The organism is Qipengyuania vesicularis, from assembly GCF_019711415.1.
Taxonomy (GTDB): domain Bacteria; phylum Pseudomonadota; class Alphaproteobacteria; order Sphingomonadales; family Sphingomonadaceae; genus Qipengyuania; species Qipengyuania vesicularis.
Genome location: NZ_JAIGNJ010000001.1, coordinates 611,442 through 633,504, shown reverse-complemented (window position 1 = coordinate 633,504; position 22,063 = coordinate 611,442). Strand labels below are relative to the sequence as shown.

At 60.8% G+C, this 22,063-nt stretch carries 20 protein-coding genes; 11 read left to right on the top strand and 9 right to left on the bottom strand.

Features of this window, described 5'->3' with window-relative positions; translation table 11 throughout:
* The first annotated feature begins 25 nt into the window (after positions 1-25).
* The 4 genes from K3146_RS03215 (at position 26) to K3146_RS03200 (ending at position 2,688) form a co-directional block, all read left to right on the top strand.
* Positions 26-409 (top strand): glycine zipper 2TM domain-containing protein, encoded by a 384-nt coding sequence (locus K3146_RS03215; protein ID WP_221544738.1) that lies wholly within the window; start codon positions 26-28, stop codon positions 407-409.
* Positions 410-519: 110 nt separating this feature from the next.
* Positions 520-1,290, top strand: a complete 771-nt coding sequence (locus K3146_RS03210) for an SDR family oxidoreductase (RefSeq protein WP_221544737.1) — start codon at positions 520-522, stop codon at positions 1,288-1,290.
* Positions 1,287-1,958 carry a cytochrome b/b6 domain-containing protein gene (locus tag K3146_RS03205; protein WP_221544736.1) on the top strand — a complete coding sequence of 224 codons (672 nt, stop codon included), beginning with the start codon at positions 1,287-1,289 and terminating at the stop codon, positions 1,956-1,958. The genes K3146_RS03210 and K3146_RS03205 overlap by 4 nt, the downstream gene beginning before the upstream one ends.
* Positions 1,948-2,688: a molybdopterin-binding protein gene (locus K3146_RS03200; RefSeq protein ID WP_221544735.1), complete on the top strand. Its 741-nt coding sequence runs from the start codon at positions 1,948-1,950 to the stop codon at positions 2,686-2,688. Before K3146_RS03205 ends, K3146_RS03200 begins: the two co-directional genes overlap by 11 nt.
* A gap of 3 nt (positions 2,689-2,691) precedes the next feature.
* Here K3146_RS03200 and K3146_RS03195 read toward each other — a convergent pair whose 3' ends face one another.
* Positions 2,692-3,129, bottom strand: a complete 438-nt coding sequence (locus K3146_RS03195) for a DUF1801 domain-containing protein (protein WP_221544734.1) — start codon at positions 3,127-3,129, stop codon at positions 2,692-2,694.
* A 77-nt stretch (positions 3,130-3,206) separates the two neighbouring features.
* Here K3146_RS03195 and K3146_RS03190 point away from each other — a divergent pair, with 77 nt between their 5' ends.
* Positions 3,207-4,496, top strand: coding sequence for an SAM-dependent methyltransferase (locus K3146_RS03190; RefSeq protein ID WP_221544733.1), 1,290 nt, complete (start codon positions 3,207-3,209; stop codon positions 4,494-4,496).
* Entirely contained in the window at positions 4,493-5,113 is a 621-nt protein-coding gene (locus tag K3146_RS03185) for a hypothetical protein (RefSeq protein ID WP_221544732.1), read from the top strand. The genes K3146_RS03190 and K3146_RS03185 overlap by 4 nt, the downstream gene beginning before the upstream one ends.
* 313 nt (positions 5,114-5,426) lie before the next feature.
* Here K3146_RS03185 and K3146_RS03180 read toward each other — a convergent pair whose 3' ends face one another.
* From K3146_RS03180 to K3146_RS03170, 4 genes are all read right to left on the bottom strand, one after another.
* On the bottom strand, positions 5,427-6,005 hold the full coding sequence (locus K3146_RS03180; protein WP_221544731.1) for a hypothetical protein: 579 nt from the start codon (positions 6,003-6,005) through the stop codon (positions 5,427-5,429).
* Between the two features lie 94 nt (positions 6,006-6,099).
* Positions 6,100-6,228 (bottom strand): hypothetical protein, encoded by a 129-nt coding sequence (locus tag K3146_RS13540; RefSeq protein ID WP_282098454.1) that lies wholly within the window; start codon positions 6,226-6,228, stop codon positions 6,100-6,102.
* Between the two features lie 10 nt (positions 6,229-6,238).
* Positions 6,239-6,904: a hypothetical protein gene (locus K3146_RS03175; protein WP_221544730.1), complete on the bottom strand. Its 666-nt coding sequence runs from the start codon at positions 6,902-6,904 to the stop codon at positions 6,239-6,241.
* A gap of 41 nt (positions 6,905-6,945) precedes the next feature.
* Positions 6,946-8,268 (bottom strand): acyltransferase family protein, encoded by a 1,323-nt coding sequence (locus tag K3146_RS03170; protein ID WP_221544729.1) that lies wholly within the window; start codon positions 8,266-8,268, stop codon positions 6,946-6,948.
* Between the two features lie 156 nt (positions 8,269-8,424).
* Between K3146_RS03170 and K3146_RS03165 the strand changes: the two genes are divergently transcribed.
* Both K3146_RS03165 and K3146_RS03160 read left to right on the top strand, forming a co-directional pair.
* Positions 8,425-9,651, top strand: a complete 1,227-nt coding sequence (locus tag K3146_RS03165) for an argininosuccinate synthase (protein WP_221544728.1) — start codon at positions 8,425-8,427, stop codon at positions 9,649-9,651.
* 870 nt (positions 9,652-10,521) lie between these two features.
* Entirely contained in the window at positions 10,522-11,034 is a 513-nt protein-coding gene (locus K3146_RS03160; RefSeq protein ID WP_221544727.1) for a septal ring lytic transglycosylase RlpA family protein, read from the top strand.
* On the opposite strand, the gene K3146_RS03155 is transcribed toward K3146_RS03160, so the two are convergent.
* Positions 11,031-11,324: a hypothetical protein gene (locus tag K3146_RS03155; protein WP_221544726.1), complete on the bottom strand. Its 294-nt coding sequence runs from the start codon at positions 11,322-11,324 to the stop codon at positions 11,031-11,033. The two genes, K3146_RS03160 and K3146_RS03155, sit on opposite strands and share 4 nt — an antisense overlap.
* A 44-nt stretch (positions 11,325-11,368) precedes the next feature.
* Positions 11,369-12,217 carry a hypothetical protein gene (locus K3146_RS03150; RefSeq protein ID WP_221544725.1) on the bottom strand — a complete coding sequence of 283 codons (849 nt, stop codon included), beginning with the start codon at positions 12,215-12,217 and terminating at the stop codon, positions 11,369-11,371.
* A 917-nt stretch (positions 12,218-13,134) separates the two neighbouring features.
* On the opposite strand from K3146_RS03150, the gene K3146_RS03145 reads away from it, so the two are divergent.
* A complete protein-coding gene (locus K3146_RS03145) occupies positions 13,135-13,482 on the top strand; it encodes a hypothetical protein (RefSeq protein WP_221544724.1) in 348 nt (115 codons plus the stop codon).
* Positions 13,483-13,833: 351 nt separating this feature from the next.
* On the opposite strand, the gene K3146_RS03140 is transcribed toward K3146_RS03145, so the two are convergent.
* Positions 13,834-14,253: a hypothetical protein gene (locus K3146_RS03140; protein WP_221544723.1), complete on the bottom strand. Its 420-nt coding sequence runs from the start codon at positions 14,251-14,253 to the stop codon at positions 13,834-13,836.
* Between the two features lie 261 nt (positions 14,254-14,514).
* Between K3146_RS03140 and K3146_RS03135 the strand changes: the two genes are divergently transcribed.
* A complete protein-coding gene (locus K3146_RS03135) occupies positions 14,515-15,423 on the top strand; it encodes a hypothetical protein (protein ID WP_221544722.1) in 909 nt (302 codons plus the stop codon).
* Positions 15,424-15,448: 25 nt separating this feature from the next.
* Here the strand turns inward: K3146_RS03135 and uvrA are convergent, their stop codons facing one another.
* On the bottom strand, positions 15,449-18,364 hold the full coding sequence (gene uvrA / locus K3146_RS03130; RefSeq protein ID WP_221544721.1) for an excinuclease ABC subunit UvrA: 2,916 nt from the start codon (positions 18,362-18,364) through the stop codon (positions 15,449-15,451).
* A 280-nt stretch (positions 18,365-18,644) separates the two neighbouring features.
* On the opposite strand from uvrA, the gene K3146_RS03125 reads away from it, so the two are divergent.
* Positions 18,645-22,058 carry a calcium-binding protein gene (locus K3146_RS03125; RefSeq protein ID WP_221544720.1) on the top strand — a complete coding sequence of 1,138 codons (3,414 nt, stop codon included), beginning with the start codon at positions 18,645-18,647 and terminating at the stop codon, positions 22,056-22,058.
* Positions 22,059-22,063 lie beyond the last annotated feature (5 nt).

Below are 22,063 nucleotides of genomic sequence, written 5' to 3'. Positions count from 1 at the left end.
ATCCACTTCTCAGAGGGGACTCGGAATGAAGAAGTTTGCAATCGCTTTTGCTGCGGGCGCGCTGGCTCTGACCGGCATCGGCACCTCGGCTCCTGCTGCCGCCGATCCGCCGTCATGGGCTCCCGCTCATGGCAAACGCGCCAAGGATCGCATGTACAACGACCGCGGCCACTACATCGAACCGCGTCGCATCACTCGCAACAGCTACATGTGGCGTGGCCGTGACGGTCGCTACTACTGCAAGCGCGACAATGGCACGACCGGCCTCGTGATCGGCGCAGGCGTCGGTGCCCTTGCCGGCCATGAATTGGCAGGCCGCGGCGACAAGGTTCTCGGCGCAGTCCTCGGCGGTGCCGTCGGCGCCATCATCGGACGGGAAATCGATCGCGGCAGCCTGAGCTGTCGCTAAGTCTCAAGGGTCGCACCTTCGAACCCGGCGGCGTCGTCACCCAAGCGGTGGCGGCGCCGTTTTCGATTAGGCCTTTCCTACGGTCATGGCCTTGATATGGTCGCGGACGGATGACCGAGACCAGACCTTCCATACTCGTGAGCGGCGGCGCGAAGCGCATCGGCGCAGCCATCGTGCGCGGATTTGCGGAAGCCGGCTGGCATATCGTTATCCATTATCGCAGTTCCGCAAGTGCTGCGGAGGCGCTCGCAACAACCCTGCCGAGCGCCGAGACGATCCAGTGCGACCTTGCCGACGGCGACGCCGCGGTTGCCATGGTCCAGTCGCTCGCCGAACGCCTGCCGGACTGGCGCGCCTTGGTGAACAGCGCCGCGGTTTTCGAACCCGATGATGTAACCGCGCTCGATCCGGCAACGAACCGGAAGGCGATGGAGATCAACGCTCGCACCCCTGCCCGCATGGCTCAGGCCTATCTTGCCCACGCCCGAACGCCGGTCGGCAGGCGCGTGATCCAGGTAAGCGACCAGAAGCTCAGGAACCCAAATCCCGACTTCTTCAGCTATACGATGAGCAAGCACGCGCTGCACTCCACTATCGCCATGTTGTCGACGGGCGTCGCACGTGCCGAAGACCGCGTTTACGGCCTTGCGCCGGGCGCCATCCTGCCGAGCCATGACCAGACCAGCGAAGAGGCCGAAGTCTCGCACCGCTTGAACCTGCTCGAACGCCGGACCGAAGCCAAGGAGATCGCTGATGCCGCACTGTTCCTGGCGAAGGGACAGCTCGCCAGCGGGCAAACACTCTATTGCGACAGCGGCCAGCATCTCTTGCGCCAGTCGCGCGATGTGATTTACCTTGCGCGCGAGGGGAGAACGGCATGAAGCGCCACGCACTGAGCACGAGGATCTGGCACTGGCTGAACCTCGTCTGCGTGGTCGTCCTCTTCATGTCCGGCCTGACAATTTCGAACGCGCACCGGCGCCTATACTGGGGCGACTGGGGCTTCGCACCTGAACAAGCATGGCTTGTCGTGCCACGCTTCCCCGACTGGATGACGATCCCGGGCTACTACAGCCTCGCCGTAGCGCGAGACTGGCATATCCTGATGGCCTGGCCCTTTGCCCTCCTGCTGCTCTTCATGTGGGTGGCGATGCTCGTGAACAGGCATTTCCAGCGCGATCTCGTGACCACTCGGAAGGAATGGCAACCCAAGGCGATCTGGCACGACATTGTGGAGCATCTGAAACTCAACTTCGATCACGAGGGCGGCAAGTTCAATTTCCTCCAGAAGCTGGCCTATGGACTGGTGCTGGGCGTTATCCTGCCGATGATGATCTTCTCCGGCATTGCAATCAGCCCCGGGATGGAGCCGACATTCGGATGGCTGCTCGACCTGCTCGGCGGACGGCAATCTGCGCGCAGCCTGCACTTCATCTTCGCTTTTGCGATCTTTGGCTTCTTCGTGGTGCACGTCGTGCTGGTGCTTCTGGCCGGGCCGATCGGGCAAATCCGCGACATGATCACGGGAGGCAAGAGCGATGAAGCGTAGGGGTTTCCTCGCAGTTGCGAGTGCGGCCTTCGTAGCGGGCTGCAACAAGGTCGCGGAGAGCAATGCCGGCTCGAAATTGCTGGGCGCCGCGGAGAAATGGCACCAGGGCGCGCACCGGTTGCTTACCGATCGCGAGGCACTTGCGCCCGAATATCCGCGCAGCGCAATCTCTCCCTATTTCCGCGGCAATGGCTCGATCGATCCCCAGAACGGCGATTACCAGCAGCAGGCGGCGGAAAGCTTCGCCAACTGGCGGCTCGAAGTGCGGGGGCTGGTCGAGAACCCGATGAGCCTCAGCCTCGACAACATCCGCAAGCTCCCCCAACGCACGCAGGTCACGCGTCACGATTGCGTGGAGGGATGGAGCGCGATCGGCGAGTGGACCGGACCGCAACTATCGCTTCTTCTTGATGCGGCTGAATTGAAGCCGGAGGCAAAGTTCATCGTTTTCCGCTGCGCCGACAATCTGAACGGGCAGGATTATTACGAAAGTATCGACCTCATCGACGCCTATCACCCTCAGACGATCGTCGCCCACCTTCTCAATGGCGAACCCCTGCCAATCAAGAACGGCGCGCCCTTGCGCATGCGGGTCGAGCGGCAGCTGGGTTACAAACATCCCAAATACCTCACCGCCATCGAAGCGGTGGCCAGCCTCGAGGACATCGGCGGCGGGCAAGGCGGCTATTGGGAGGACCGTGCCGGATACCAGTGGTATGCGGGTATTTAGGCGCTATTCCGGATACTTGCGCGCCATCGCTTCCCAGTCGTTGCGGAGCAGTTCCGCCAACACATCCATGTCCACATCGTCGAGCTTGTTGATGTAGAGACAGCTCTTGCCGGTCTTGTACTTCCCCAGCTTCTCCAACAGGGCATCGCGCCGCTTGCCCGCCACTTCATCGCAATAGCCACCCATCAGGTAGAGCGAGTGCTTGGCTTTTCGGGGGCTGAAACCGCTCCGCATCCAGTGGACGTCGCGCCCGCTTTCATAGGTCGTGCGGTATTCGCCATAACCTATAATGCTGGCCCCCCACATCTGCGGGTTTTCGCCCGTCACCTTGCGGAACAGCGCGTCTAGCACCTTCGCTTCCTCGCGCTTCTTCTCCGGCTCGACCCCGGCGATGAAGTCCTTCGGGTCGACCTTGGTGATCTGTGTTTTCGCCTCTGCCATGTGGGCAATCCTACCACTCGATTGACTCGCCGCCAACGCATGCCATTCTCCGGCCTTCCACGGGGGAGAACAAGTGTATGTGGTTGCTCGACAAGTTCCTGAAGGCTGCGGTGAAGCATGGACGCCTCACCGTCACCGATCATGACGGCAAGACCTATGACTACGGCACGGGCGACGCCGCCCACCCGCCGATCCACATCACGCTGACCCACAAGAAGGCCGCCAACCACATCGCCCGCTATCCGCAAATGGGCGCGGGCGAGGCGTTCATGTGGGGCTGGCTCAGGGTGGAAGAGCCCCACGATATCCGCGACCTCATCCTCTTCGTCACCGAGCAGGCAGGCAAGCCGGGCGACAAGGCGCTGAAACCCAAGGGCAAGCTGCGCACCGCCGCCCAGAAACTCATCGCCAAGGCCGACAGCATCAATTTGCGCGGCAAGGCGAAGAAGAACGCCGAGCATACCTACAACCTCACGCGCGAACTCTACGAGCGTTTCCTCGACGAGGACCGCCAGTACACCATGGCCTATTACCGCGAGGACCCGGAAACGACCTCGCTCGAGAAGGCGCAGCTCGACAAGAAGGCGCACCTTGCCGCCAAAATGCACATCAAGCCCGGTCAGCGCATCCTCGATATCGGCTGCGGCTGGGGTGGCTTCGCGCTCTACCTTGCCCGCCATTACGACGTGGAGGTCCACGGCGTCGCCCTCGCCCCCGACCAGATCGCCTTCTGCAAGGAGCGCGCGGAGGAAGCGGGCGTGGCGGACAGGGTCAAGTTCAGCCTCACCGATTACCGCGACGTCACCGGTCAGTTCGACCGCATCAGCTCGGTCGGCCTGCTCGAACACGTGGGCACGCCGCATTACCCGCAGTTCTACGAGCACACCGCCCGCCTGCTCAAACCCGACGGCGTGATGATGAGCCATTGCTGCGGGCGCGCCGGCCCTCCCGGCTTTACCGACGCCTGGACGCGCACCTACATCTTCCCCGGCGGCTACATCCCGGCGCTCTCCGAACTGGTCAGCCAGTCCGAGCAATACGGCTGGCAGGTGATGGACGTGGAGGCGATGCGCTTCCACTACAGCCACACGCTGGAGGAATGGTACAACCGCACGGTCCAGCACCGCGCCGAGATCGTCGATATGTACGACGAGACATTCTACCGCATGTGGCTCTACTACCTCGCTGGCGCCGAACAGAGCTTCCGACATGGCGACATGGTCAACTGGCAGCTGATCTACGTGAAGGACCGCAATGCCATCCCGATGACCCGCGAGTGGATCATGGAAGAGAGCGCCCGCCTGCGCGCCGCCGACGCCGACAAGGTGCCCGAGTGGCGCTTTGCCCAGCGGGAAGCGGCGGAGTGAGGGAGCGGATCGGTCCGCCGGTAACTGACACTTTGGCAGGAACCCTCAACAAGCTCTATTTCTGCTTTAACAACGCGCGACGGAAGGATCTGAGGTCGCGACTTGTCGAGGCAATCCGATCAGAGATGATTCCCATCTTCGAGAAAGCCGGGTTCTCCCGATCGGACAGCAAGAACTACAGTCATCGAGCGATGTATCCCTTCGGTCTGCTGGAAAGGCCGTACGGAGACTGGTCGCAACTTCTGACCTTCCAGTTCGAAAAGTACGGGAGCCCCGAGTTCCATATCACGATCGGCAATGCTCCTCCGGGAGGACACAGATTCTGGGAAAACCAGGAGCCGGTCCAGCAAAGCGATTTCGATCCAGCCTGGTGCCCCGACGCGCACTGGATCGGTTACTTCAGGCTGAATCCGTCCAAGCGTGGCGATATGGCAGTCGAATCTTCCATCAAAAACCTCGAGAAGGAGGCCGTCGAGATCATTCGCTGGTTCGATCACGGCGACAACGACAGCCACTTCTTCCCGGCGGACAACTCGCGATTCTACGGTGAGAATGCACCCAAATTGAGCCGTCAGACGCGTTCCTCAGGTGGTGCTGGCCCGAGCTTAATGGAATGACAGCGGGGTGCGGGTCCCGAGATGGGTTTGTACCCGCGGATCCCGACAGGATGGAACACATGGAACACGGTCTTAGAGAAGATTCCTTCGGGGCGCGGATTGATCCGCGCAGCCTCGTACAATGAGGGGTTGGACACTAGGAAAGAGCTAGCCGGCAACTTGCATGCTCCGGTTGGGGTAGGAAATCTCTTTCTCTTCTTCGGGAAAGTGGCGCACCGTCTGGCAGTAATGCCCTAGATGGGGCACCGCTAAGACCCGTGGGCGCAGCCGGTCACGCCGTCGGCACTGGCGATGCTGATGGCACCATCACTCGCTAACCTTGGTCTTCTGTACGAGCTTCCTCTTCTTTCAGCCTTACCAGATGTCGCTCGATCAGCTTTCGTTCGGCCTTGGTCCTATGATCCGGCCAGTCGGCGAGAACTGCCTCAAGTTTCTCCACTGTCAGCGGATCTTTGTCCTTCGGCCTGGGCCGGTCCATTTTCTTTGTGCGTATGGAGGCGACGAAGTCTTCGATCCTCACCTGTTCAATTTGAGAGATCATCGCCGCCAATGGCTTCTTGTACCGACCCCTCTCAAGGAACTTTCGCAGTCCGTCCGTAAGTCCTGCGAGAAGCAACCGTGAGGCCGAGGCTCGGTCATCGCAACTGAATTTATCGTAATCTACCTTCGGGGAGATAGTCAGTACGGTACCGCCTTCCCGAACCCCGAAGTACTCCTCGAAATGGGAAAATTCCTTTGGCAAGCAAAGTGGACGATACCATACGGTGCCGATTTTACCCTCGACCTCAAGATCTTGAAGGACTTCCGTGAGCCAGTCGCAAAGCTCGTCACTAAGCCAGCAAATCTCCGCCCACTTTTCGCCACCTGATATCGGATTGCTTTGGAAGAACAAATTGGTGCCCCTAGAACATGACCGACACAATCCTACGATGGCTGATTTATAATCTCGTGAAGAACGAACACTGTTTCACGGACACCTCCTCCCCCTACGACCGCACCCACCGATAGACCGGCCCGAAGCCCACTAGCGCGGCTCCGACAAACAGCAGTGCCACGACCCATAGGCGCACGCCGGTCACGCCATCGGGGCTGGCGATGCTGATGGCGGCGGTCATGGCTGGGCCTTCAATCAAAGTCTCTCTCAAATAGACCCTTGAAATCGCCCACCGGGAACCCGTCCGGGAAATCTTCTTTGACCAAACCCAACTCATATACTTTGGGAAGCCAGCGTAATCGTTGTTCGATGCCGGTCGTGACGGGATCCTCCGTCATCTGCACCGTTACGCGGCTTATCGAGGTGTCCTCCCCAAACGTGGTGGCCAGATCGTCGGGATCGACCAATTGAAGACTGCTCGGCTCATCTAGATCGGTGAAGGTCACGAGCAGGGGGTAACCGGAGCTGCGACCACGCACCATTCGCTTGAAGTAACGGGGCACGATCCTTTCGCCCCGCAACTGAAGCATGTTGTCGAACTGCTCCTCCCAAGGCTCACCGCGGATTGTGGGCGATACGGCCTGCACCACATATGCAGCCCAATCTGCGCTGTCCTCTGAGCGCAACAGAGCGAACAGCGTGCGATCGCCCGGCAGCTCGATAGCGACCGCTTCTCCGCGCGCCCGCCGTCGGATTGCACTATGTGCGGGGCTACCTCCCGCCCTTCCCAATCGCTGCTCGACCTCGATCACGCTCGATCCGGTCTTGAGGCCCTCTGGCGTGTCGACTTCCACCGTCAGGCGATAACGATAGGTCGGTGGATGTTCGTTCGATGAGCACCCGGTCGAGGCTAGCATGGCTCCAACTATCGCCATACCAACCCAAGTGCGCATTCTGCTCATCGCTCTTTCACCCAGCGATAGACCGGCCCGAAACCCACCAGCGCGGCTCCCACGAAGGGCAGTGCCACGACCCAAAGGCGCACGCCGGTCACGCCCTCGGGGCTGGCGATGCTGATGGCGGCGGTCATGGCGAGCCCTACGCAGATCGCGATCATGCCGATTACGAGGCGCAGGCGCGGGACGGGGCGCTCGCGATCGGCGGGGCCGCTTCCTCGCTCGTGGCGGGCGAAGACGGCGATCAGCGGCAGCAGCGCGGCGATCCAGAGCACGAACCACAAGGGTCGGCTCCACCACCACTCGGCTGATCCCGGAAAAACGCGCAGGCCGATCCCTCCGGCGAGCCATGCGGCGACCATCACCAGCACGTAGGCCGTCAGGTGCCAGAGATAGACGGTCATGATCATGCCGTTCATCAGCACCGTCGCGGTCCAGACCGAGAGGTTGTCGAGCAGCTTCCTGCCCCACGGCTCCAGCGCCAGCACCAGTCCTGTTTGCATCATGCCCAGAGCAAGCAAGGCGAATGTCGGAGGCATGGAGTTGCTGAACTCGGCTCCCGGCACCCCGATCATGGCGGTAGGATAGGGGCCGAATACTGTCATGTGGACCAGCGTCGCCCCCATAACCGCGAACATCCACAGGCCGCGGCCGGGGGTTAGCTGTCCTCGTTGCCAAGAGTAGCCCAAATCGTGGATAAAGAGCCAAACAAACAAGAAATTCAGGAAGTTGACGTAGGGAACGCCGCGCTCGAATGTCAGCCAGTCGACAAACGCTGCGCCGACCAAAAGTATCGCAGTGCTCCACCCGCCCGTTTTCTCCCAAAGCTTCAGCGTAATCGGCGCAAGCGCAGTCACCAGCAGATACACTGCAAGGAACCACACAGGGATCAGCGCGAGGAACACCGCCATGCGCACCGTCTCGCGGTCCATCCCCACTTGCGTGGCGATGAATGCGAACGCCGCCCACACCAGCAGCACTGGAAACACGGGATTGATCAGGCGCTGGATGCGGCTCGCAAACCAGTCCGAGTAGTGGCCGCCCTTGGCGCGGGTCGAGGCCCAGCTCACCCCATTCGAATAACCGCCGACTAGAAAGAAGATCGGCATGACCTGGAAACCCCAGGTGAGCCACTGCGTCCACGGCAGGATGCCGAGCAGATGCCCGCCGACCACCTCGCCGTCGCTGCCGATATAAGGCGCGGCGACCAGCCAGTGTCCCACCACCACCGCCATGATCGACAGCGCGCGCAGGAAATCGACATAGCGGTTGCGCTCGGGCGGCGCCTGGTCCGCCAGCGATCTAGCCTTGTTCCACAGCCCCATATGCGCCCTCCCCCATGCGGTTACGGCACAGATGTAGGCACGCGTCCTCCCAACAACCAGTAAAGGGAGGGACTTTCCCCCGGCCTAGCGCTTCTTGATTGCCTACAGCGTCGCGCTGCTGCTAGCCGCGCGGCCAAGCTAGCGAAGGTGCATCCCATGTCCGATATCAAGCGTGTCGTCCTCGCCTATTCCGGCGGCCTCGATACTTCCGTGATCGCCAAGTGGCTCGAGGTGGAGCGCGGGCTGGAGGTAGTGACCTTCACCGCCGATCTCGGACAGGGCGAGGAGATCGAGCCTGCGCGCGAGAAGGCCCGGGCGATGGGCATTCCGGACCAGCACATCTTCATCGAGGACCTGCGCGAGGAATTCGTGCGCGACTTCGTCTTCCCGATGATGCGCGCCAATGCGCGCTATGAGGGTGATTACCTGCTCGGCACCAGCATCGCGCGCCCGCTGATTTCGAAGCGCCTCGTCGAGATTGCGCATGAGACGAATGCCGATGCCATCGCCCACGGTGCGACCGGCAAGGGCAACGACCAGGTGCGCTTCGAACTTTCTGCCTATGCGCTCGATCCGGATATCAAGGTGATCGCCCCCTGGCGCGAGTGGGATTTGACTTCGCGAACCGCTTTGATCGCCTGGGCGGAAGCGCACCAGATCGCCGTACCCAAGGACAAGCGCGGCGAGAGCCCCTTCTCCACCGACGCGAACCTCCTGCACACCTCCAGCGAGGGCAAAGTGCTCGAGGACCCGTGGGAAGAAACCCCGGACTATGTCTATTCGCGCACCGACCATCCCGAAGATGCGCCGGACACGCCCGAATATATCGAGATCGGCTTCGAGAAGGGGGATGGCGTCTCGCTGGGCGGCAAGGCGATGAGCCCGGCGGAACTGCTGACCGCGCTCAACGATCTTGGGCGCAAGCACGGCATCGGCCGCCTCGACCTCGTCGAGAACCGCTTCGTCGGCATGAAGAGCCGCGGCATGTACGAGACCCCGGGCGGCGAGATCTACGCCCGTGCGCATCGCGGTATCGAGCAGATCACGCTCGATCGCGGCGCAGCGCATCTCAAGGACGAGCTCATGCCGCGCTATGCCGAGCTGGTGTACAACGGCCTCTGGTTCAGCCCCGAGCGCGAGATGCTGCAGGCGGCGGTGGACCTCAGCCAGGAAAAGGTGAGCGGCACCGTCCGGCTCAAGCTCTACAAGGGCAATGCGATGGTGGTGGGCCGCAAGTCGGAGAATTCGCTCTATTCCGAAGCCCACGTGACCTTCGAGGACGATGCCGGCGCTTACGACCAGAAGGACGCGGAAGGCTTCATCAAGCTCAACGCGCTTCGCCTGAGGCTGCTGGCCCAGAGAGATCACGGGCGCGACCGGTAGGAAAATGTCGCGCGGAATTCGCTTCGGAGGCTGAAAATTACGCGGCCACGGAAATGGCGTTCCGAATTATGCGACGAACCGTTGACTTATCCACCCCCCTCCACAGCGAATTGGGTGGAAAGTGGATAACTCGCCTCTTGCAAGCTTGAAGAATCACCCGATCAGGCGCAGCTTCAATTCATCGGAACGGCGAAGAAACCTTCCAGTCCAGACGGTCTAACGACCTGAAAGACAACGGAAATTCGGAACCGGAAAGACGCAGTGGGATCTGTCCACGTGCATCTCGAGACCCTCGTGCCGAAGGCTTCTGCCGGACGCAAGGCGGGTCGATGACAGAGGTACGAAGGTTTCTCATTGTGAGCCGGGCCAGCCCGGTCGGATGCCGAAGGTGGCGTCGTATAAAGGTCTTCGGACCGGAAGGCGATGTGACCGTTCGAGGCCCCGACCACAAACGGAAGGTCAGGCTGCGGAACCGCCCGTTGAAGCGCGGCTGGGCAAGGTAAGCGAACGATCTTCGGATCGCGACGCGACCGACACCGGGCCGAGTGGAGGGTAGATCCGGATGCCGGTGCGAGCGCCGGTGACAGAACCGGAAGCAAAGTCTTCGGACGGAGCGGAAGGGAAAACATCGGATGCCAAGTCTGCGTCCCTGGAACTTCGGTGAAAGGAACACGGCCACGCATCGGTGAGAGTGGGGTCGGCAGCGATGCCGGCCCCATTTGCTCGTCGGCACCCTCCCCCACAGTTACCATCGCGGCGGCCCTTCGATCCGCGTCCAGTCGTGCCCGAAATGGGGCAATTGCTGTTCGCGTTAAGGACTCCCGCAATTGCTTGCTTTATATGCTGGCGATCCGAACGGGAGGTCCATCCATGGCCAAACGCGCGTTACGCAGCTTGATTTTCATCGCCGTCCTGGCGCTGCCCGGAACCGCCGGGCACACCGAAGAGAGTGATGGCGCCGCTGCCACCGAAGCAACATTCCAGTCCGAATTCGCGCCTTTCCGCGAGCTTCCCGACACGCCCGAGCCGGGGCCGGAAGTCGTCGATCTCGAAACTTTCGACCCGCCGATCGAACCCGAGGCCACGGGCACCGATCTCGGCAGCGGCGTCGCTTCCTACTACGGCAAGCGCTTCCACGGCCGCCGCACCGCCAGCGGCGAGCGGTTCGACATGCATGCCATGACCGCCGCCCACAAGACGCTGCCCTTCGGCAGCAGGGTCCGCGTGACCAATCCGCGCACCGGCAAGAGCGTCATCGTGCGCATCAACGACCGCGGCCCCTTCACGCCCGGCCGCACCATCGACCTATCGCGCGCCGCGGCCGAGGAAATCGGCCTGGTCCGCCGCGGTCACGGTACGGTGGAACTCGCCCTCCTGGACTAGCGATAGACCATCGCGCAGTCCTGCGTGATTTCCTGCATCTCACTGCGCTTGGCGCCGAAGGCGTCGGTCAGCTTCAGCCCGCGATTGTCGAATTCGCGCTTCATGCAGCCGCAGATCTCGTGCTTGCTGTCGGACAGTTCGGCCGGAAACTGGGCCCGCGCGACGCATTGCGGCACGAAATCCTCGTCCAGCTTGCGGTCGACCTCTGCGCCGATCTCGTCGCTCGCGCTGAAGCCGAAGGCCACCATGAAGCCGACGAACCCCGCCGCGATGAATACCAGTACCTTCATTGCCAAACCCTCCAGTTTGCGGGTCTCGGCATAGCGCGATACGGTTAAGATCGCGTATCGCGCTCGTAGGCCGCCGCCGCAGCATCCACCAGCTCCTCCTCGCTGGTGACGAGCCACCACTCCTCCACTCCCGCCTCGAACGCCTCGAGCTGCCACGCGTCAATCATGTCGCGCTCCTCTGCCGAGCCATCGCATTGCTTCGCGGGCGAAAGCGCATGCAGAGGCCGCGTGGCCTCCCTGCGCGCAAGCCGGTTGCCGAGCCATTGGCAATCCTCGGGCCCCAGATCGGCGCGCGGATCGTCGCATTGCCCTCCGCAGTCCCTACAGGATGGAACGGATGGAACACGGTCCTGGGGTAATTCGTGATCCCCCGCGCAGGCGGGGGCCTCAGGCCGTCCGGTACTTCCGACTGAGGTCCCCGCCTGCGCGGGGAAGCACGTCTCGATCGCCTCCCCCTCCCGCAACCCGTCGATCACCGCATCGAGCCGCGTGAGCGCCTCCGCCACCTCCCCGCGCTCCTCCAAGCGGTCGAGCCGCGCGAGGTGGGCGAGCAGCAGGCGGTCGGAATAGCGGCGCCGGCGCGCCACCTCCTCGCCATGGTAGAACACCGCCTCCTCCCACCCCTCGAGCGCGCGCTCGGCGAGCACCTGCTCGGCATGGTCCCGCGCCGCGAGCAACGCCGCATCCCACGCCTGGCGCAGGGCGGGAGAGGCCCGCCGCTGGCGATAGGCCGTCTGCGCCGAAACCCGCGCCGCCCGGCAGGCGAGCCGGACATTGCCGAACAGCTGGAGGTTCTGGAGAAACTCGCCCTGCCGCCGCGGCGAGAAGAGCGTATGCCCCTCCCCGTGCGGACCGGCGGTGGGGGCCTGCTCCACAGTCACAAGCGCATTCATACGACACCTCCCACGCCGGCGATTGGCGAAATTCCGGTGCGCGACCAGCGCACCGCAAGGGCGACCGCCCGTCGGCCGGTTAGGCCGAAAGCCAAGGCGCACGGACGTGCGCCACCCGGCATTTGAGGGCGTAAACAAAATACGGCGTTCATGGTTCACCTCATGGGTTTGAGTGAACCGATCCAACTATAGGGCGCCAATCAAGTAGGACAGCGCAATTTCCGTCCGCGACCAGCGGACGGCAAGGCCAAGCGGCCGCCCGAGCACATGCGAGGGATTCGGAGCCGAAGGCGGAGTAGGCACGAAGTGCCAACCCAAGGCGCACGGAGGTGCGCCGCGCGGCGTTTGAGCGCCCAGAAAACGAGTGAACCGGACCATGTATTCGGGAAAGTCCCTGTAGGACAGCGCGGACCCACCGCGCGCCAGGAAGAGGGAAATGCCGCGCGCTCAGCGGCGCAGGCGGCTCACCAGCCACTCGCCGAAGATCGAGACGACCACCAGCGTTGTGAAAACGGCCAGGATTACAAACAGCCAGTCAGGCAAGAAACAGCTCCAATGCACTTGGGCGGGAGCAATGCCGAAGCTTCTCTCAGTCGCCGGAAAGCCACAACAGGGTCCGGAGATGGGCGGGTTGTAGCAGGCTGGCAGAATGGCGCGCTATCATTTGATGTAGGGGAAAGGGGGCGTAGGTTAGTGGCGTGTGGCAGGCGAGCCGGACGTTGCCGAACAGTTGGAGGTTCTGGAGAAACTCGGCCTGCCGCCGGGCCGAGAAGACGGTGTGCCCCTCCCCGTGAGGACCGGCGGTGGGGGCGGCTTCGATAGTGACGAGAGCGTTCATGGTTCACCTTAAGAAGTTGCAGTAAACCGAGCCAACTATAAGGTGACTTCCAAGTAGGACAGAGGCGAAAGGATGAACTTTGGAGTTTGGAGAGTTCGTTACGACGATTGTCACAGCGTTGGTGACATCATTTTTGACGCTGCTGACGGGTCTTCATCTAGCGAGGAAACGTATGGAGCGGGAATTTAAGCTTCAGTTTCAAACCGAAGCAGTCATTCGAAAATTCTTGGAACACCCGAAGTGGAAGCAACGCACATTTAAGACCCTTCAGCACCATTTGGGAGGCTTTGAAGACAACGAGCTTCGGAAGATGCTTATCCAATCTGGAGCAATCCGTTTCACAGACGGACAGGGTATCGAGATTTGGGGCCTGATTGAACGAAGCCAAGACTTGATCGAGAAGGAATATGGCACAGCCCATAACTAGCGCCGACGCAGTTACAATTGATCAAGCTGCTAGACCGGTAAGAGCCTTTCTGTACAGCACCTGCCGCACGGCTGGCTGGCCAAATGTACTGAGGCGCGGCCAACGAAAGGCCGACCGGCAACTTGGGCTTCCGGGAGGGAGACAATGCGCACGTGCGTATGACGCCCGGAGCTTGTCGGCTTAAACAAACCCGAGTTCATAGTTCGCCTCGTGGGTCTGAGTAATCCGGAGAAATCATCCGATGCCTATGATTTAGGAATGAGAGACCTTCTGGACCCGACAAAGAAGTCCAGAAGGCCAACAAACAGAGCGAAATAACTCGCGCTTCTACCCAAAGCGCCAGTCAAAATTCTAACTCATCGCTTTTTGAGCCATCAGCGCAAAGATATCACGTTGCTGTTTGAGCAAATCTTGAATCTCAAGTTCAACACGACGAAGTCGCTCCTCCATTTCGGCCGGAGACATCCCGGATTCCGAAAAACTTAGCGTCCGGAGACAAGACGTATCACGCTCCTCCCCGACAACTCCTTGAAGCAGTTCTCGCTGCTTTTCATTTTCAGTAAGAGCCTTTTTAGCAGCATCCTTAATTCGATCGGACACCCAATGCCCGATTTTCATTCCCTTGGCATCAGCAGCCAGCCGCATTAAATCAACAGCCTCCTGCTCGACACCTTTTAAAGTATATTGGCGCCGTTCACCTTTTCGATTCGCGCTTCCTTTTGCGTTATTTTGTACAGCGCCCTCACTCCCTCGTTCTGTAATATTGCTCATAGAGACGCACCCACTTTTACGGACATAAAATTCAACATATAAAAAGGCTTGACGGACCCCTTAAACGAGTCATTGTATTTCTTTAGTCCTCCTATAGGACCACCTTGGCAAGCCCTCCTTGCGATAATTGGTGCTTTTTTTGCGACGAACAGAAAGTTCGTCCTGTTGTAGGACCCCATTAGGGGTGCTAACCCCATCCTGCGAAACTTCCTTTGGACGGGGGAAAGGGACTGGTTCAATGCCTCAGAAAAGGGGGGCGTCGTGAGCGAATACGATAATCAAGCCGGTGTTGCAGAGCGCGTAATAAGGGATTTAGCGCTGTCCCAGGCTGTTGCTGAGACATGCAGCATCCTTCTAGACCTCATCTCGACAGACGATGCCATCAAGGCTGAACTCGGCCGGAAGTTTGAACCGGCCCTCTCCGATCTTGTTAGGATCGAAATCGCGCCGATTGATGAGGAATTCGGCGCCTTCAGCATCGCTGAAGGCGAAGTCCGGCTGAACGAAGTCGAGGTGGCGAGATTGATCGCGTACGTGCTCGACGACATGAAATCCCAACTGGGCGACAATCTGATCTGCATCACGAAGGATGACGTAAGGGAAACGCTCGAAGAGGCCGTTTCCCTTTTTGCCCTTCACGAGCTGCGCCACCGAACGCAGGGAGTCCAGGAGTTCTCGACCGTTCAGCTGCTGAAAGCGATTGATGGCCGTGCAAGGATTGCGACCTTCGATATCCAGGCCGATAGGGATGCTGCAGTGGCACTTGCTGCCACGAAAGCCAAAAGCACGTCGTCGGCTGAATTCCATGACGCATATCAGCGCGCATTGTTCTATTCCATCCAGTATTTTTTCCGCATCTATCCGGCCAACGCCAAGCGTCCCGATAAGGTCTGTCGCGTGGCGGCCTTGATGTTCATGCTCGCTCGGCTGGAGATCTACCGGAAGCTGGGCCACCTCCAAATCGGGGGATCGAAGACTGCCTTGAGTGTTAGCATCTCGGGCGATAAACGCTCGCTTGCAGTTTTTGAGAACGAACCGGAACAAAGGCTTCTGTGCGCATCGAACGACGTGAACGATCTGCCTCTCTTTGTGGCGAACATCGAAGAAGGCAACTTGGACGAAGCTTTGGGGCAGGCCTTCTTGATCGTGACCTCAATCGGACTCAATTGAGGTGGAAGTCGGGACCAAACTGGCCCTACTCCGCCGCCTCCCGCTGCCGCTCCAACATCGGCTTGAGATACTGCCCCGTATAACTCTCCGTCACCTCGGCCACCTCCTCCGGCGTGCCCTGCGCCACAACCTCCCCGCCGCGCACACCTCCGCCCGGACCGAGATCAAGAATGTGGTCAGCGGTCTTGATGACGTCGAGATTGTGCTCGATCACCACCACCGAATTGCCCTGGTCCACCAGCCGGTGGAGCACTTCGAGGAGCTTGCGGACATCCTCGAAATGGAGGCCCGTGGTGGGCTCGTCGAGGATGTAGAGCGTCTGGCCGGTGCTGCGCTTGGACAGTTCCTTGGCCAGCTTCACGCGCTGCGCCTCGCCGCCTGACAGTGTGGTCGCCTGCTGGCCGACCTTGACGTAGCCCAGCCCCACCTCGTTCAGCATGTGCATCTTGTCGCGGATCGGGGGGACGGCCTTGAAGAAGCCTTCCGCATCCTCGATCGTCATGTCGAGCACGTCGGCGATGGAGTGGCCCTTGAACTTCACCTCCAGCGTTTCGCGGTTGTAGCGCTTGCCGCCGCATTCCTCGCAGGTGACGTAGACGTCGGGCAGGAAGTGCATCTCGATCTTGATCAGGCCGTCGCCCTGGCACGCCTCGCAGCGGCCGCCCTTGACGTTGAAGCTGAAGCGGCCGGGCTTGTAGCCGCGCGCCTGCGCTTCGGGGAGGCCGGCGAACCAGTCGCGGATCTGGGTGAAGGCGCCGGTGTAGGTGGCCGGGTTGGAGCGCGGGGTGCGGCCGATGGGCGACTGGTCGATCTCGATCACCTTGTCGCAATATTCGAGGCCGGTGACCTTGTCGTGCGCGCCCGCGACCACGCGTGCGCCGTTGAGCTGGCGCGCGGCGGATGCGTAGAGCGTGTCGATGGTGAAGGACGACTTGCCCGAGCCCGAGACGCCGGTGATGCAGGTAAAGGTGCCGAGCGGGATGGAGGCGGTGACGTCGCGGAGGTTGTTCGCCCGCGCGCCGTGGACGGTGAGCTTGTGCCCATTGCCCTTGCGGCGGGTCTGCGGGACGGCAATTTCGCGCCGCCCGGTGAGGTAATCGGCGGTTAGCGAGTTCTTCGCCTTGAGCACCTGTTTCAGCGTGCCCTGCGCCACCACTTCGCCCCCGTGGACGCCTGCACCCGGGCCGAGGTCGACCACATGGTCGGCAGTGCGGATCGCGTCCTCGTCATGCTCGACCACGATCACCGTATTGCCGAGATCGCGCAGGCGCTTCAATGTTTCGAGCAGCCGGTCATTGTCGCGCTGGTGGAGGCCGATGCTGGGCTCGTCGAGCACGTAGAGCACGCCCGAGAGGCCCGAGCCGATCTGGCTGGCGAGGCGGATGCGCTGGCTCTCCCCGCCGCTCAGCGTGCCGCTAGTCCGGTCGAGATTGAGGTAGTCGAGCCCGACATTGTCGAGGAAGCCCAGCCGCTCGTTGATCTCCTTCAGGATGGCCTTGGCGATCTGCTGCTGCGTGTCATTCAGCTTATCGGGCAGCGCGAGGAAATAGACCTTCGCATCGGCGACACTCATCTTGGTGGGCGTTGCGATGTCCGTGCCCGCGATCTTCACCGCCAGCGCCTTTTCATTGAGGCGCTTGCCGTGGCAGGTCTCGCACGGCTGGCTGGTCTGGAACTTCGACAGCTCCTCGCGCATCCACGCGCTCTCGGTCTGCAGCATGCGGCGGTTGAGGTTCCCAATCACGCCTTCGAAGGGCTTCTTGACCGTATATTCCTTGCGCCCGTCCTTGAAGGTGAGCGGGATGGCGCGGCCCTTGGTGCCGTAGAGGATGATCTCGCGGATTTCCTTGTCGAAATCCTCCCACGGCGTCTCGAGGCTGAACTCGTATTCCTTCGCGAGGCTGGCGAGCACCTGCATGTAATAGGGGCTCGGCGGGCTGCTCTTCGCCCACGGCACCACGGCGCCCTTCTTCAGGCTCAGCGCTTCGTTGGGCACGACCAGCTGCGGGTCGAACAACTGCTTCTCGCCGATCCCGTCACAGGTCGGGCAGGCCCCCTGCGGCGCGTTGAAGGAGAACAGTCGCGGCTCGACTTCCTCGATGGTGAAACCCGAAACCGGGCAGGAGAAACGCTCGGAAAACACGATGCGGTTCGCGGGCAGCCCCGCGCCCTTCATCGCGCCACCGCCTTGAGCCTCGTCCTCGCGCCCCGGCACCACGCCATCGGCGAGGTCCACATAGGCGAGCCCATCAGAGAGCTTGAGCGCAGTCTCGAAACTGTCGGCGAGGCGCGTTTCCAGCCCCTCCTTCACCGCGAGGCGATCGACCACCACTTCGATGTCGTGCTTGAACTTCTTGTCGAGCGCGGGCGCTTCCTCGATCGGATACATCTCGCCATCGATGCGCACGCGGGTGAAACCCGCCTTCTGCCATTCGGCCAATTCCTTGCGGTATTCACCCTTGCGCCCGCGAACCACCGGCGCGAGCAAATAGAGCCGCGTGCCTTCGGGCAAAGCCATCACCCGGTCGACCATGTTGGAGACCGTCTGCGCCTCGATCGGCAGGCCGGTTGTGGGCGAGTACGGCACCCCCACCCGCGCCCACAACAGGCGCATGTAGTCGTAAATCTCGGTCACCGTCGCCACGGTCGAACGCGGGTTGCGGCTGGTGGTCTTCTGCTCGATCGAGATAGCAGGAGACAGCCCGTCGATATGCTCGACATCGGGCTTCTGCATCATCTCGAGGAACTGGCGCGCATAGGCGCTGAGGCTTTCGACATAGCGCCGCTGCCCCTCGGCATAGATGGTGTCGAACGCGAGGCTCGACTTGCCCGAGCCGCTCAGCCCCGTGATGACGATGAGACTGTCGCGCGGCAGGTCGATATCGACGCCCTTGAGATTATGCTCCCGCGCGCCGCGGACGGAGATAGTGGTAAGTGCCATGGAGGAAGCGTGTTCCGCAAATGTTCTTTGGTGTCAAGCGAGGGCCCTGCCACTCCAACAGTCGTGGCGGCAAGGTGTGCCGACTAAGTGGGAATTCGCTCGCTGAATGCCAATGGGGGCCCGACCGTCCTGCGCATTGATTCAGCCATGAGACTTTCGTGTGGTCTTCTTCGCTGACTTTCCCGTTGCGTTTGCCATCTAATCTGGTGATCATTCTTAAAGAATTCAGCAGTAACTCCCTCGACAAACACGTATTTATACTTGGCTTGAGGGACGCAGAATGGCCGAATTTTTGATTGAGAAAGAAGCAGACGAGAATTGGGTTTTGAGTCCCGATGGCTCGACAATCCACATGGCGTGCAATGATGGTTACGTCCGCAGCTACGAAGCTGAAACCGGCAAGCTCATTGGTGAGACCTTTCTCGGCGGTGACCTGGACGCCATCGCGGTTTCCCCTGACGGCTCAACTCTGGTCGTATCTTTCGCAGGTTTGACCAATGAAAGCGGCACCGGTGCCGGATACACCGCCACCGCGCAGATCGCCCTGCTCGACCTGACGAGCCCCGACATTATCACCGGCGAATATTACTTCGGCACATTTGATGTCGCCGTTTCCGGAGAAGATCGGGGTATCGCGGATCTTGCCATTTCCGATTATGGCGAAGTGCTGTTGTCGCTCCACAGCGTCAGCGAGACATCGGCCTCGCTTTTCAGCTTCGATCTGGGCAGCATGACGCTGAACGACCTGGGCGATGTGGCTGGCGATGGTACGGCGCTGTCGCTTACACCGACGAGTAATGACGGCATCGCGCTGGTGGGCGAGCTGGGCCAGGAAGACAGCCAGTTCAGCCTTGTCACTCCCGATGGCTTTACCTTCTCCGACAACAGCATTTGGGCACCCGGAGAATTGGACTTCTCCTCTGGCGTGGATGCCGTTTCCGGCAGCACATACGATGGCTACATCGCCGTTTTCGCCGATGGACAGCTCAAGGTCTTCGACAAGGAGTTCTACCTTCTGGGCACCGTGGTTAGCTATGACGGCATAAGTGGTGAGATTGCAGCCCTCGCCTTCGGTGCAGACGGTTCCACGCTCTACGCGCTGGATAATCTTGCCGGCACCATCACGACCTACGCCATTTCCATTGACGAATTCGAAGGCCCGCAGATCGTCGAGAACGGCAGCATTGCGCTCAATGAGTTGGTCATCGATATCCTGCCGTATGGGATCGAGATGGCGATCTCGCCCGATGGGACCCAGGCACTGCTCAATACGACGATGGGCATCGTCTCGATTGACCTTGGAGGCGGCGGTGGGGACCCTGCAAACAGCGACGACTTGGTCGGCACCTCGGGTAACGATATTCTTGACGGTGGCGACGGTGCCGATGTCATGACCGGTCTTCTTGGTGACGATACCTACTACGTCGACAACTTCGGCGATCGCGTAATTGAAGGGCTCGATGAAGGTGACGATACCGTCATCACCAGCCTGGCAAGCTACACCCTGCCTGACAATGTCGAGAACGTCGATGTGACCGGCGATGCCGATACTATGGCGCTCACCGGCAATGCACTCGACAACATCATGGATATTTCGGCCGTTTATGGGTCAGTATTCACTGCTTCGGGGCTCGCCGGTGACGATACGATCGATGTCAGCGGCCTGCTGAGCTTCAACGTCTATAGCCCAACTTGGACGATAACGCTGAACGGCAACGAAGGCTCGGACACTCTCGTCGGCAATGTGAACGGCAATAACGCGCTTTATGGCGGCGACGATGCCGATCAGCTTTTTGCCACCGGCAACGGCTCGAACATTCTCGACGGTGGAGCAGGTGCCGACGTCCTCGATGGCAGCGGAACCACCGGGTACACCTATTTTTACGTGGACGACGTCAACGACATCGTAATCCCCGGAACCGGTACGCAATCCTACTCCGGAAACCCGACCAACTATCTCTTCGTGGCCGCGCCCTATTTCGAGGCGCCACTTGGAATTTTCGACATCACCTTTGAAGCTTATGGGGTTGCTCAGACGATCGTCGGCAACGAGGGCACAAACCATTTCCGGTCGATGGAAGCGCTCGATACCGCGGTCGGCGGCGGCGGAAACGATTACTACTATGTTGATAGCCCCCTGACCTCGATCGTCGAGGAGGCCGATGGCGGGTACGATCGAATCTCCTTCTTTGGGAACGGCGACTACTACATTCCGATCCACGTCGAAGAAGCCAGTATTCGCGGCTCGATCAGCACGCTCCACGGGAATGATCAGGACAATTTCTTGACCGGGCAGGATGGCACTTTCATTGGCGGCCTTGGCAACGATACCTATCGGGTCTGGGATACCGGCACTATCATCGAGAATGCCGGCGAAGGTATCGATACCGTTCTCGTCAGCTATGACTACACGCTGGGCGACAACCTCGAAAATCTTTCCTATCGCGAGTTCCTGTTCGCCAACGGCCGGACACTCACGGGCAATGAGGTGGCCAACATCATCACCGGCTCGAATGGAAACGAGACGCTGAGCGGCTTGGATGGGAATGACACCATCTACGCCGATGTCGAGGGTTCCGCACTGTCATCGAGCACCCATGCCAACGATACGGTGTATGGGGGGTCCGGCAACGACCATCTCCACGCCGTTTACGGCAATGATGCGCTCTATGGCGAAGCGGGTTGGGACACGCTGTCCAGCGGCGCGGGCGACGACCTTCTCGATGGCGGGAACGGGACCGATACAGCGAGCTACGCCTCCGCGTCTTCGGGTGTAACGGTCGACCTCACCATTGCTGGAGTGCAGGACACGGTCGGTGCGGGCAGCGACACGCTCGTCAGCATCGAGCGCCTGGTCGGCTCCGCGCATGATGACGTACTGAGCGGTGCCGGGTCTGCTACCATGATACATGGCGGTGCTGGTGCCGATACGATCACTGGCGGAGGCAGCTCAGACCTGTTCTTCGGTGAGGACGGTAGCGACACTCTCAACGGCGGCGATGGCTGGGATCAGCTCAATGGCGGCGATGGCGACGATGTCATGGTCGGCGGCAATGGCGGCGACCTGTTCAAGGGCGGTCTCGGCGATGACACGATCCATGGCGATGACGGTACCGACCGGGCCTATCTCGATGATGGCAACGACGTTGCTTTCGGCGGCGCCGACAACGATCTCCTCAACGGCCAGGCGGGCGATGACCAGCTCCTCGGCGAGGATGGCGATGACGAACTGGTCGGCTCGTCGGGTGCGGACATGCTCGATGGAGGGGCGGACAACGACACGCTCAATGGCGGTGGCCAGAACGACGTCTTGATCGGCGGCGCTGGCGACGATGTCCTGATCGGCAGCTGGAGTGTCGACAGCCTTACCGGCGGAACCGGCGCAGACACCTTCCTCTTCGAGACCGGCCATACCGGCCGTTGGATGGGCAATGCCGACACGATCACGGACTTCAACCAGTCGGAAGGCGACGTAATCGACCTGTCCGCGATCGATGCCATCATTGGCGGCGGGGATGATGCCTTCACCTTCATCGGCAATACCGCCTTCAGCGGTACGGCAGGCGAGCTCGCATTCTATGTCGATGGCGATGCGACCTATGTCGCAGGCGACACCAATGGCGATGGTGTGGCCGACTTCCAGATCAGGCTCGAGGGCCAATACGACCTTTCGGCGGGCGACTTCGTGCTCTGATCCCT

Excerpts from the sequence above, each read along its gene's own strand:
- K3146_RS13540 (WP_282098454.1), bottom strand. The coding sequence starts at position 6,228 with ATGACCGCCGCCATCAGCATCGCCAGCCCCGATGGCGTGACCGGCGTG.
- K3146_RS03155 (WP_221544726.1), bottom strand. The coding sequence starts at position 11,324 with ATGAAGGTACTGGTATTCATCGCGGCGGGGTTCGTCGGCTTCATGGTG.
- K3146_RS03195 (WP_221544734.1), bottom strand. The coding sequence starts at position 3,129 with ATGGCAGAGGCGAAAACACAGATCACCAAGGTCGACCCGAAGGACTTC.
- K3146_RS03210 (WP_221544737.1), top strand. The coding sequence starts at position 520 with ATGACCGAGACCAGACCTTCCATACTCGTGAGCGGCGGCGCGAAGCGC.
- K3146_RS03160 (WP_221544727.1), top strand. The coding sequence starts at position 10,522 with ATGGCCAAACGCGCGTTACGCAGCTTGATTTTCATCGCCGTCCTGGCG.
- K3146_RS03125 (WP_221544720.1), top strand. The coding sequence starts at position 18,645 with ATGGCCGAATTTTTGATTGAGAAAGAAGCAGACGAGAATTGGGTTTTG.
- K3146_RS03215 (WP_221544738.1), top strand. The coding sequence starts at position 26 with ATGAAGAAGTTTGCAATCGCTTTTGCTGCGGGCGCGCTGGCTCTGACC.
- uvrA (WP_221544721.1), bottom strand. The coding sequence starts at position 18,364 with ATGGCACTTACCACTATCTCCGTCCGCGGCGCGCGGGAGCATAATCTC.
- K3146_RS03165 (WP_221544728.1), top strand. The coding sequence starts at position 8,425 with ATGTCCGATATCAAGCGTGTCGTCCTCGCCTATTCCGGCGGCCTCGAT.
- K3146_RS03205 (WP_221544736.1), top strand. The coding sequence starts at position 1,287 with ATGAAGCGCCACGCACTGAGCACGAGGATCTGGCACTGGCTGAACCTC.
- K3146_RS03175 (WP_221544730.1), bottom strand. The coding sequence starts at position 6,904 with ATGCTAGCCTCGACCGGGTGCTCATCGAACGAACATCCACCGACCTAT.
- K3146_RS03200 (WP_221544735.1), top strand. The coding sequence starts at position 1,948 with ATGAAGCGTAGGGGTTTCCTCGCAGTTGCGAGTGCGGCCTTCGTAGCG.
- K3146_RS03170 (WP_221544729.1), bottom strand. The coding sequence starts at position 8,268 with ATGGGGCTGTGGAACAAGGCTAGATCGCTGGCGGACCAGGCGCCGCCC.
- K3146_RS03190 (WP_221544733.1), top strand. The coding sequence starts at position 3,207 with ATGTGGTTGCTCGACAAGTTCCTGAAGGCTGCGGTGAAGCATGGACGC.
- K3146_RS03150 (WP_221544725.1), bottom strand. The coding sequence starts at position 12,217 with ATGAATGCGCTTGTGACTGTGGAGCAGGCCCCCACCGCCGGTCCGCAC.
- K3146_RS03140 (WP_221544723.1), bottom strand. The coding sequence starts at position 14,253 with ATGAGCAATATTACAGAACGAGGGAGTGAGGGCGCTGTACAAAATAAC.